The sequence below is a fragment of the Photobacterium sp. R1 genome (assembly GCF_054600795.1).
Window position 1 is genome coordinate 36,872 of the sequence record NZ_BAAHZP010000024.1, and the last position, 10,534, is coordinate 47,405.

Consider the following 10,534-nt stretch of genomic DNA (forward strand, 5'->3'; position numbering starts at 1 on the left):
CAATAGCCGTTGTTCGGGGGGGTACTATGTTTAGTGGCGATGCAATCCTCATGGCACTGTTTTTAGTGGCCATTATCAACATTTCTCGTTACGTCAGTACGCTGAAAACCTTGCTGGTGGTCATGCGTGAATGCGATCCGCTCTTATATCAGCAGGTTGACGGCCGGGGCTTTTTCTCCTCTCAGGGGAATGTGAACAAGCAGATCCGGCTCTTCCACTATATCCGCAGTCAGCAGTACCAGAAGCATCATGATGAAATATTCATGGCCAAGTGCGAAAAGGTACGCAAGCTGTTTGTTCTCGCCAGCACCAGCCTGATGGTTTTCCTGATTACCATCTTCGTGGTCGCCTATCTCGGTATCTGACTTCTGCCACCCGCTTTCTGAGATTGGTATTCCGGCGACAGATGAGTAAAATACGCGCACTAGAAAAGGATGCCTGGTAACCAGATGGGTTACCGCATCCTTTTTCTTTGGTTTACGCACAGGTCGCAGAGCAGGAAAGACAATGGCAGAGAAGTTTGATGTAGTGGTGATTGGCGCTGGTGCCGCCGGGCTGATGTGTGCCGCTGAGGCGGGTAAGCGCGGGCGCTCTGTCTTAGTCGTGGAACACGGGAAGAAGCCGGGCCGGAAAATCCTGATCTCCGGTGGTGGTCGCTGCAACTTCACCAACTACGATGTGACGGCCGGGAACTATGTCTGCCGCAACCCGCATTTTGCCAAGTCTGCACTGGCCCAGTATACCCAGTGGGATTTCATCGCCATGGTGTCTAAATATGAGATTGCCTATGAAGAGCGTGACCATGGCCAGCTGTTCTGTCTGGATTCTGCCAAAGACATTGTGGAGATGCTGCTCAAAGAATGCGACCTGCCTACGGTACAACAACGTTATCGCTGTGATGTGCATGACATTGCGAAAACCGAAGACGGTTTCACCCTGATGCTCAATACTGACATTGTGCACTGTGAATCTCTGGTGATCGCGACCGGCGGTCTGTCGATGCCGAAACTGGGAGCGACGCCTTTCGGGTATCAGGTCGCGGAACAGTTTGGCCTGAAGATGGTACCAACCACGGCCGGGCTGGTGCCGTTCACGCTGCATGTGGAAGATAAAGACGCTTTTGCCGATCTTTCCGGGATTGCGGTGCCAGCGGTCGTCACCGCAGAAGATGGCACCAGTTTTAAAGAAAACATTCTCTTTACGCATCGTGGCCTGTCTGGCCCGGCGATTTTGCAGATTTCGTCTTACTGGAAACCGGGGCAGGCGGTCTCGATTGATTTGCTGCCGACGCTGAGTCTGGATGAGACCCTGCAGGCTATGCGCGACAAGCATCCGAACCAGAGCCTGAAGAATTCTCTGTCCCGACTGCTACCGAAACGTCTGATCGAAGCCATGCTTGAACGTGGTGATATTGAAGACAAGCCACTCAAGCAACTGAACCCGAAAGAGGTGCAGGCACTTCACGATTATTTCCATCAGTGGCGAATTGCCCCGAACGGTACCGAAGGTTACCGCACCGCTGAAGTCACCCTTGGCGGCGTAGATACCGATGGCCTGTCGTCGAAAACCATGGCAGTCAAAACGGTGCCGGGATTATATTTCGTCGGCGAAGTGATGGACGTCAGCGGCTGGCTGGGCGGTTATAACTTCCAGTGGGCCTGGAGTTCTGGCTTTGTCGCCGGTCAGCATGTGTGAGTGAATCACAAGAAATCAAGAAATAATAATGAGAGCCCTGCGATGCAGGGCTTTTTTGTATTTCGAATTTCGCCAGACATGAGGATGTTCGAACGGGACTCATTGACTGTGATGTCTTCTTGCTGGATACAAGCAGCCTGAAGTGAAGTGATATCTTTTTATCTGTAAAGACAAATAAGATGATTGAATAAAACGATTCAACGCCGGATTTCACTTATTATCAGTCAAGAACACGATGAAAGAGGTGGTGATTTTGTGCTTTGAAGCACATTTTAGTTAATATGGGTTGCAACTGATTGTTTATTGCTTAGAAATGTATAATATACGCCTGATCAATCATAGCCAGATTTTATATTCATTACTGATTCGTTATGAATACGTATTGAATCGGTCTCGACCATTTGGTAATGCCATATTTGAATTTCAATATATCCTGAGGGAATCAAGTGAGACGTCATTCCAAGAAAATAATCAGAATGGTAATTATTGTTCTGGGGATAATGATGTTCGTGATGGGTTATCTTGTATTATCAGCTGATTTAGTTCAGCCTGATAAAGTACAGAATAATAAACCAGTTAATGTCACAGAATCTCATCCTGTCTCTGATAAACCGGCTTCAATCCTCAGTGAAACAGCAAATTATCCTTCTCCGGTACAACAGTTACAACAGACGGTTGCTTACGGGCTGGTGAATCAGGACGCACCGAATTTACCTTTACTGAAAGGTGAATTGGATCAGTTTTCTCAGAAAAATATTCAGGCATCCGATGTGGTCCTGGATACAGAAAAAGCACAAGCATTAAATGCACTGAAGCAACGTTTGGATGCGTTGAATCACGTGCTGACATCGAATCCATCAGAACAATAAGAACGAATATTTGCAGGCCATGCTCATGACATACGGATATATTAACCGCCAAAAAGTCAAAACTTTGACGATTACCTCCTGTTTCTTCCTCGGCATGCTGGTGGGGCTTGTGCCTGCAAAAGCAATGGCACTGACTTCCGGGAATGGGAAAACCCTGGTACTCAGTGGTGAATACCAGACCTCGGGCGGTGAAGCCTCCTATTCGTTGCCTATAGCCGTGGCGCCCGGGCGTGCCGGACAGCAACCGAATCTCAGCTTTGAATATCGCAGTAACAGCGGCAATGGCCCGTTGGGGGTCGGCTGGCAGCTGAAAGGATTGTCCGCGATTTACCGTTGCGGGAAGAACCGGGCGATTGATGGCGTTTGGGGCGGCGTGAATTTCGATGCGAATGATCAATATTGTCTTGATGGGGAACGCTTGATCGCCATCTCGGGCAGTCCGGGCGGGGATCAAACCGAATACCGGACCCATATTAACGACTACCGCAAGATTATCTCTGTCGGGAAGCAAGGCAACGGGCCTGCCTATTTCAAAGTGTGGAGTAAAACCGGCCAGCTTTTTGAGTATGGGGTGACCACAGATTCACGCGTTGAATTACCCGGGAAAAATGAGGTTTACAAATGGGCTTTGAACAAGTCAGTCGATAAAACCCGGACAAACCCGATTGATTATACCTATGCAGAAGATAGCAAGGGCGGTACCCACAGACTGACTCAGGTCAGTTATGAAGGTGGCTCTGTCGAGATTAATTATGAAGGACGGGGCGACAAGACCTTTTCTTATTTGAAAGGCAGCCGGTTGAATCAGGTACACCGCATTCAATCTGTGGTGACACGTAGCGGCGCCAGAAACAGTACCCAACAGGAGTACACAACTTATCAGCTGAAATATACATCGTCAGAAGGCACGCAGCGTTCATTACTGACAAAGATTGAGCAGTGTGCCAATGGGATCTGTAGTACGCCTGTGACTTTTACCTGGCAATCGCAGGTTCATCCTATTTATCAGTCTACAAAGTCGATATTCCCTGGAGATGTTGTTGAACACAAGTTTTTTGACGTGGAGCGTGATGGAAATGTTGAAATCCTTGCGTTATCAACTAATCGGAAAACGGTTTATACCAACTCAGATGCCAAATCAAAAGTTAGTGGTTGGGCATATGTTTATTCAAATCAGAAAGATGCAACTTGTCATGACTTTGCAGTGGCGGACTGGGATGGAAATGATAAGCCTATATTCAGAAGCTTTTGTGCTTGGCCCAAGAATGTAACGGATAGAACAAAACCATTTGGTTCCTTGCTTGCTTACCATGTCGGTAATGGTAAAAGTGAACCGTTTTTCACTGGTACGATTAATGAAAAACATTGGCCATGGGCAAGCTCAAGTAAATATCCATTTGATAAAAATGGTAATGGAATATACAAAGTTGAAGAGAAATGTTCTGAATGTCAATTTAATGATTTCGATAATAATGGAATAAATAATGAATATCTAAAAGAAACTGATGGGAAAATTGAACTGTATAAAGATGGCAAATTTATACAAAAGATAGCTGATGATGCACAAATTAGAGAAGTCGCGGACTTAAATAACGATGGATATCCTGATTTAATTATTTCTAAAAAAAATTATACCCGGGTATTCAGTGATCAATTTGGTTCTCATGAACGTTATGCGAAGCGAGATATCAACCAAGATGTTAAAATATACTTTTTTAATGGCGTGACTTTCCAGCACCATAAGACTTTCTCTGTAAAATACCATTACAGAGTGACCAAAATAACAAATACAACGTGTGGTGGTAGTGACGGGAGTGCATGTACGAAAAGAACTTACACTTACACACCCAATGGCTTATCAGTAGCAGACTATAATTCCGATGGTTATTTGGATGTCTTATACCGTGATTTGGTATTTTTAAATCATGGTGGTTATCTGTCTTCAACATCATTGAAGAATGGTTTTGGTGAATTGACGCCGCAGTATATCGAAAACGCTAAAAATCTGACAAATGTTGTTGATACAAATAGCGATGGATGGCCAGATTTCGTCTATTCCAGAAATATAAAAAGAACGATCCCTTTTGCTCAGGATAAAATTAAAAAAATTGAAGAGTACGGGGTTGACTACACCATGGCTTATAAGCCTGCTTCAGACATATCTGTTCTTAAGCAGCAGAAATATTTCCATTACCCAGTCGAGAACAGCACACCACGCCGGTATTTAGTCTCGGACGTGGTTAAAGCGCCGCGAGGCTATGAGAAAACCACTTACAACTATGTGTATGAAGGGGCCAAATCTCACCGGGAAGGTTATGGCTTCCTCGGTTTTGCAAAAATCACTGAAACAGAAGTTGCAGATGTCAAAACGGTCCGGGTGACCGAGTTTGAAAACACCGATGGCATCAAAGCCGGTAAAGTGAAAAGCGTGACGGTGCTGAAAGATGGTCAGAAAGTTTCGTATAGCCAAAATACTTATGTCGCTGAGAAAAAAGGCCAAAATTATCAGGTTTATGCCAAGCAATCAGAATCCATCCAATATGATCTGAAAGATGCTTCCCTGATCACCCGAAAAGAAGTGATCACCCGGCAAGTGGATGCCCTCGGCAATGTTACGGAAGAAAACACAACCCTGACCGGCACTGATGTCAATGCAGGGCACTTTACTCAGCGTGTTGTGAATACGTATATGCCAGCCGGGACGCTGCAAAGCCATCAGATTTATGATTTTACAGCGCTGACAGGTGTCAGCGATAACACGCTGTCATCATTTCAGGCCGGAATGCAACAGTATTGCGGCAGCGATGGGAAAACGTACTTTAAACCCGGTGATCACATCATTCTGATTCACGGGGAGATCGACACACCGATTTTGCTGAAGAAATACAACAATTATTACCGGTATGACGGCGCGTCGTCATCGAAAAGCTCAACCGGTGTCACCACTTACCGCGGCAAGCTGGTCAATATTTCAGCGGCTGATTTTAACAAGGCGTCGCCGAAATCCTGTGGCGGCAGTTTTATTTACAAAGATGCCGACAGTGACGGCAACGCAGAGTTCGCATCCAGCGCCAGCACCGTGGTACAGCTCATTACGAATGCCGGCGATCGCTACTGGCAGGCCAGTGCGCTGAAATCGACCACAACCACGCTGACCGATGTGACGGCTGACCTGACGCGTACGGTGACCAACACCTTGACCTATACCTCCCGCGGCCTGGTGAGTACGTCGATCACCACGTCGAGTGATTATGAGGCCAGTTTCGCGACAGGCAGCGCGGGGAAATCGCTGACGAAAGCGTTCAGTTATGACAACTGGGGGAACCTGATCCGGGAATCGGTCTCGGGGACGGATGTGCCAGTCCGCGAAACCGAAACGGTTTATGACAGCCATGGACGGTTTGCTGACCGGCTCCGCAACGCGCTGGGTCATGAAACGAGGGTGACGTACAGCAATGATGGGGTGCTGCTCTCAACCACCACTCCGCAGGGGCGTACCCAACGCTATGTGTACGATGCCTTTAATCGCCTGAAAACCGAGACGTTGCCGGGCACCGGCAACACCGTAGCTTATGCGTATCAGCTGAATGAAGGCTGTGCGTATCGCACCGTGAAAACGGTGGCTTGTACGGTGACCAAAGCGGCTGCCGGTGGTGAGGTGGCGACTCAGTATGATTATGCCGGTCGTGAAATCCGCCGTCTGCATCGTGCGTTTAACGGGCAGTGGGTTGTGGTGGATACGACATGGGACCGCAATGGTCGGAAGGTGAAGGTCACGCGGCCGCAGTTTCTGTCGAAGCGGACCCCGGCACCCTTCGTCACCATTGACTATGATGCCCTGAACCGCGAGGTGAAGAAGTCGGAACCGGCCAGTCATGGCGGCCGTGCAGTTTTCACAACTACTTATATCGGTTGGACGACAAGCATGACCGATGCCCGGGGATATCAGCACAGCACAGTGCAAAACCTGATGGGGCATATTCTGCAAAAAAATGAGCCGGAAGGGGCTTCGCAAAGGTATACCTATTATCCGGACGGACTGCTGCGCACGACGACAGATGCCGAGGGGAATGAGACCCGGGTTTATTATGACAATCTGGGCCACCGAAGCATGCTGGTTGACCCGGATCTGGGCCCGTGGACTTATACCTACAATGCGTTGGGTGAACAGATCGTTCAGAAAGATGCCAACGGCATTGTGACCACGACAGCATACGATGCGCTGGGCCGTAAAATTCAACAGACCGAAGGCGGCAAGACATCACACTGGGTTTATGACACCCGTTCGATTGGCATGCTGTCTTCATCTGAAGGGTACGGTAAACGGACCGACTATTATTACAACGCTGCCGGGTTAACCGAAGAGGTTGCAGTGCAGACCGGTGGTGAAAAGTTCAGTACCCATTATTTTTATGATGACTATGAACGCGTTCGCCGGGAAGTCCGTCCGAATGGTGTCGACAGTTCCGCTGTGGGACTTGTGAACCAGATCAATGATAAAGACAATACGCTGGATCGCTTAGCGGTTGAATATATTTACAACCCTTATGGCTACATGTCGGCGGTGCGCAGTCCGAAGACTTACGCAGATCAGGTCTTTACCAGTGCGAGCTTCCGGGAAGAGATCAAGAATTTATTAAATCAGGCCAAAGCGCAGGCATCTCAGTATCTGGTGACAGCAGAAAAGTATGCTGCCCGTGAAGCATTCTTTCAGAACAAAGCCGCTGAGTATCAAAAGAAAACCCTCAATATTCACCAGTTGGATGCATCTTCTGCGGCCTTGTTGGGTGATGGATATCGCTTTAAACAGTGGTGCGACAGTCAGGGACAATGCTATTTACGCCCGGCAACCTGGGTAATTTTGCATGACGAAGTGAGCGTTCCGCTGGATATTACCCTTGGCGATGCAGTCTACCAGCTGGAAACCAAGTTAGCGGGTATCAGCGATGGGAAGCGCAATTATGATGCTTCGGTTCATACGTTCTCCAAGGCGGAATTCGATAAACTGCCGCTGACGGCTTCTCATGACTTCTTGCTGGCTGATTATGACAACAACGGCCAGAAAGATTTAATGAGCAATCAGGACATCTATGTCGCGCAAGCGGATACTGAAACGCGCGAAGCGTTGCTCTTTACGGCAGAAGACCTTTCAGAAGCCGCCCGGATTTCAGGACAGCGTTACAAATTCTATGCGGATCTGGCCAATGATTTGATTGCTCTGTCGGAACGCGTGGCGGATCTGACCGGTGTGTACTGTACATACGCAAACCAGATGGGTGGTCAGCAGATACAGTATGGTAAAGACAGTCAATGTACGAACACCGATCAGCTTGGTCAGGCGGACCATTTGAATACCATTCTGACGCAGTCAGAACTGGAAGCCTCAGCAGATAATCCGGCCTTTATTTACTATTGGCAGCGGCGTGATACCGATGCATTTGACCACACTTTGTCGGAGACCTTGGGGAATGGCCTGGTGAATACCTACAGCCATAACCCGGCCACCGGCCGTCCGGACTTCATCACCACGCATCGTGCAAACACACTGTTTCATTCAGCTTTGCCGGGTGCGACAGGCAAAGGCCGCAATGTTCGTTTTCTGCATTATCAGTACGATAACCACAATAATGTGGTCTACCGGAATGACAGTGAGCTGGGCATTACCGATAGCTATACCTATGACGGCTTAGACCGGGTCATCAGTAATCGTGTTGTGCTGGATACACCGGATAGACATGGTCCGAATCATCCGGATTTTGCCGGTCCGTTCATCTTTGATTACGACAAACTGGGCAATATCACGGGCAAAACCGGTATCGGCCATTACAATTACGACCAGAAAAATGCCGGCCCCCATGCGGTCACGCAGGCCAATGGTCTGACGTATCAGTACGATGGTGTCGGGAATATGGTCCGTGCTGTGGCGGGCAGTGCGACGGTGCCTGAGCGTACCGTGGACTGGAGCGCATTCAATAAACCGGTGAAGATCACGCGTGATCATCACACCGTTACGTTCGTTTATGATGCCGATCATCAGCGTTATCTGAAAACATCCAGCGATGGAAAGCAGACGTTTTACTTCGGTCATTTTTACGAGCGGGTCACTGACACGAAAACAGGTAAGGTTGAACATCAGCACTATATCTATGCCGATGGCAAATTGATCGCGCTGAACACCCAGGTAAAAAATGCAGAGAACCAACTGGAAGACAAACAGGTTCGCTACCTGCATTACGATGCGCTGAATTCCGTTGACATGATCACCGATGGGTATGGAGAGGTTGTCACACGCCGGAGTTACGACGTCTGGGGCCGGATGCGTGCGGTTCAGTGGCAGGAGAAATCGAACCCGCAAGCGGTGGTGCAGGACGCGGTGACCAATCGGGGCTATACCGGACACGAGCATATTGAAGAAGTGGGCCTGATCCACATGAATGGCCGGGTGTACGATCAGGCACTGGGCCGCTTCCTGAGTGCAGATCCGCTGGTGCAGTCCCCTTATGTCACAGGCAGCTTCAACCGCTATACGTATACGTGGAATAACCCGCTGAAGTATATTGATCCGACAGGATTCAGGCATATTGAGGGGGCTGGAACAAGTGATGATGGTTTAGGCCAATCAAGTGTGGATCTTGGTGGTGAAAAAGACCAGCGACGAGAAAGAAATAGAGAGAAGAATGGCTTAGACAGAAATACGGGCAAACGTAATAAGTCTCCAGAGCCTGAAGCTCATTTCCGATGGGGCAATGAGCAAATGGTAAACAATTCGACACCTGAAGAAAGACAGGAAGCCGCTGCTACACTCGCAACTAGTATACCTATTACAAGAGCTGGGATGTATGCTGTGAAGGGGGTTGTTTATGTTGGTGAAAAGTTGATGACCTTTCGTCGAACAAAGCAAGTTTTAAATGCAACCGCTAAAGCAGTAGAAAAGGTAGAAAAAGTTGAACAAAAGGTTGAAAATGTCGAAGATAAAGTTACAAAGAGACCAGGTAGCTTCAGGAAGCAGACTTTAAAAGATTCTTGGGACAATGCAGCAGGTGGTTCAACATCAGGTACAAAACGGTGTCCGACTTGTGGCAAGGACGTAAAAGGCGATCCGTATAAGGGCGAAAAGCGAAATGGTCCTGATGGTTGGGATAATGACCATCAGCCAAAGTGGAAAGATCGTGACCTTACAGGTATGGATCGTAAGCAAGTTTTGGATGAATACAACAAAAACACACGGTTACGGTGTTCTAGCTGTAATAGAGCTGATAATCAGTAGGAGTATGAATGTCTTTAATTCAACACGTTGAAAATCACTTAGGTCCTATTGATAGAGGCTGGAAAGATAATGCTTGTGAGGAAAGCATACAGATAGTTTCTTTTCTTGATTGTCCGGGAGAGACTGTTTCAACCTTTTTATCTCTGGGTATGAGTCATCAAGTACTGGGAATGAATAACACCCGAAAAGTGAGGCAGGAGCTTGTTTTTTCTGCCTACACTGTTGCGGTTCCAAGCTTGATGGTTTCGTTTCTCATGTCGCTTTGCGAAGCCATACTCGGAAGAGGTAAGGCTGTGCTTCGTGGAGAAGTAATTCCGTTGTCATCTGAACTAGCCGAGAGAATTGGATTTGAGTTCGTATATTGCACAATACCAGTTTTTTTTGAGGATGATTTTTATAGTTACGATGAAACTTCACCCTCCACGGTTATGGTTTGGGTGTTGCCAATCCATAGTAGCGAAGCTGAATACATCGAGAAAAATGGCTGGGAAAGTTTTGAAGATTTGCTAGAAGAAAAAGACCCAGACCTGTGTTCTTTAGAGCGTGAAGCTATAGTTTGATGTTACAACAGAGTAAAGGAATAAAGAACTTTACAGGGACAGGCATTGTTAGTTACAAGGACAGACTGTAGTGGTTTAATGATCCCGGACACCAAATTAGGTGGTAAAGTCTCCACCGTAAATGAGGTGTTCAATGACAAAAC

Annotated in this window: 5 protein-coding genes; all 5 read left to right on the forward strand. The window is 47.7% G+C overall.

Annotated features, from left to right (window positions below; translation table 11 throughout):
• Window positions 1-26 precede the first annotated feature (26 nt).
• The 5 genes from uspB to ACYP03_RS23325 all read left to right on the forward strand — a co-directional run bounded on the left by uspB (window position 27) and on the right by ACYP03_RS23325 (window position 10,391).
• Entirely contained in the window at window positions 27-365 is a 339-nt protein-coding gene (gene uspB / locus ACYP03_RS23305; protein WP_248144575.1) for a universal stress protein UspB, read from the forward strand.
• Window positions 366-507: 142 nt separating this feature from the next.
• Complete coding sequence (locus ACYP03_RS23310; protein WP_459782275.1) at window positions 508-1,695, forward strand: BaiN/RdsA family NAD(P)/FAD-dependent oxidoreductase; 1,188 nt, start codon at window positions 508-510, stop codon at window positions 1,693-1,695.
• Between the two features lie 476 nt (window positions 1,696-2,171).
• Window positions 2,172-2,564 (forward strand): hypothetical protein, encoded by a 393-nt coding sequence (locus ACYP03_RS23315; protein WP_459782276.1) that lies wholly within the window; start codon window positions 2,172-2,174, stop codon window positions 2,562-2,564.
• Window positions 2,565-2,589: 25 nt separating this feature from the next.
• Window positions 2,590-9,831, forward strand: a complete 7,242-nt coding sequence (locus tag ACYP03_RS23320; RefSeq protein ID WP_459782277.1) for an RHS repeat-associated core domain-containing protein — start codon at window positions 2,590-2,592, stop codon at window positions 9,829-9,831.
• 8 nt (window positions 9,832-9,839) lie between these two features.
• Window positions 9,840-10,391, forward strand: coding sequence for a suppressor of fused domain protein (locus ACYP03_RS23325; RefSeq protein WP_459782278.1), 552 nt, complete (start codon window positions 9,840-9,842; stop codon window positions 10,389-10,391).
• Window positions 10,392-10,534: the final 143 nt, after the last annotated feature.

Excerpts from the sequence above, each read along its gene's own strand:
- uspB (WP_248144575.1), top strand. The coding sequence starts at position 27 with ATGTTTAGTGGCGATGCAATCCTCATGGCACTGTTTTTAGTGGCCATT.
- ACYP03_RS23310 (WP_459782275.1), top strand. The coding sequence starts at position 508 with ATGGCAGAGAAGTTTGATGTAGTGGTGATTGGCGCTGGTGCCGCCGGG.
- ACYP03_RS23315 (WP_459782276.1), top strand. The coding sequence starts at position 2,172 with ATGGTAATTATTGTTCTGGGGATAATGATGTTCGTGATGGGTTATCTT.
- ACYP03_RS23320 (WP_459782277.1), top strand. The coding sequence starts at position 2,590 with ATGACATACGGATATATTAACCGCCAAAAAGTCAAAACTTTGACGATT.
- ACYP03_RS23325 (WP_459782278.1), top strand. The coding sequence starts at position 9,840 with ATGTCTTTAATTCAACACGTTGAAAATCACTTAGGTCCTATTGATAGA.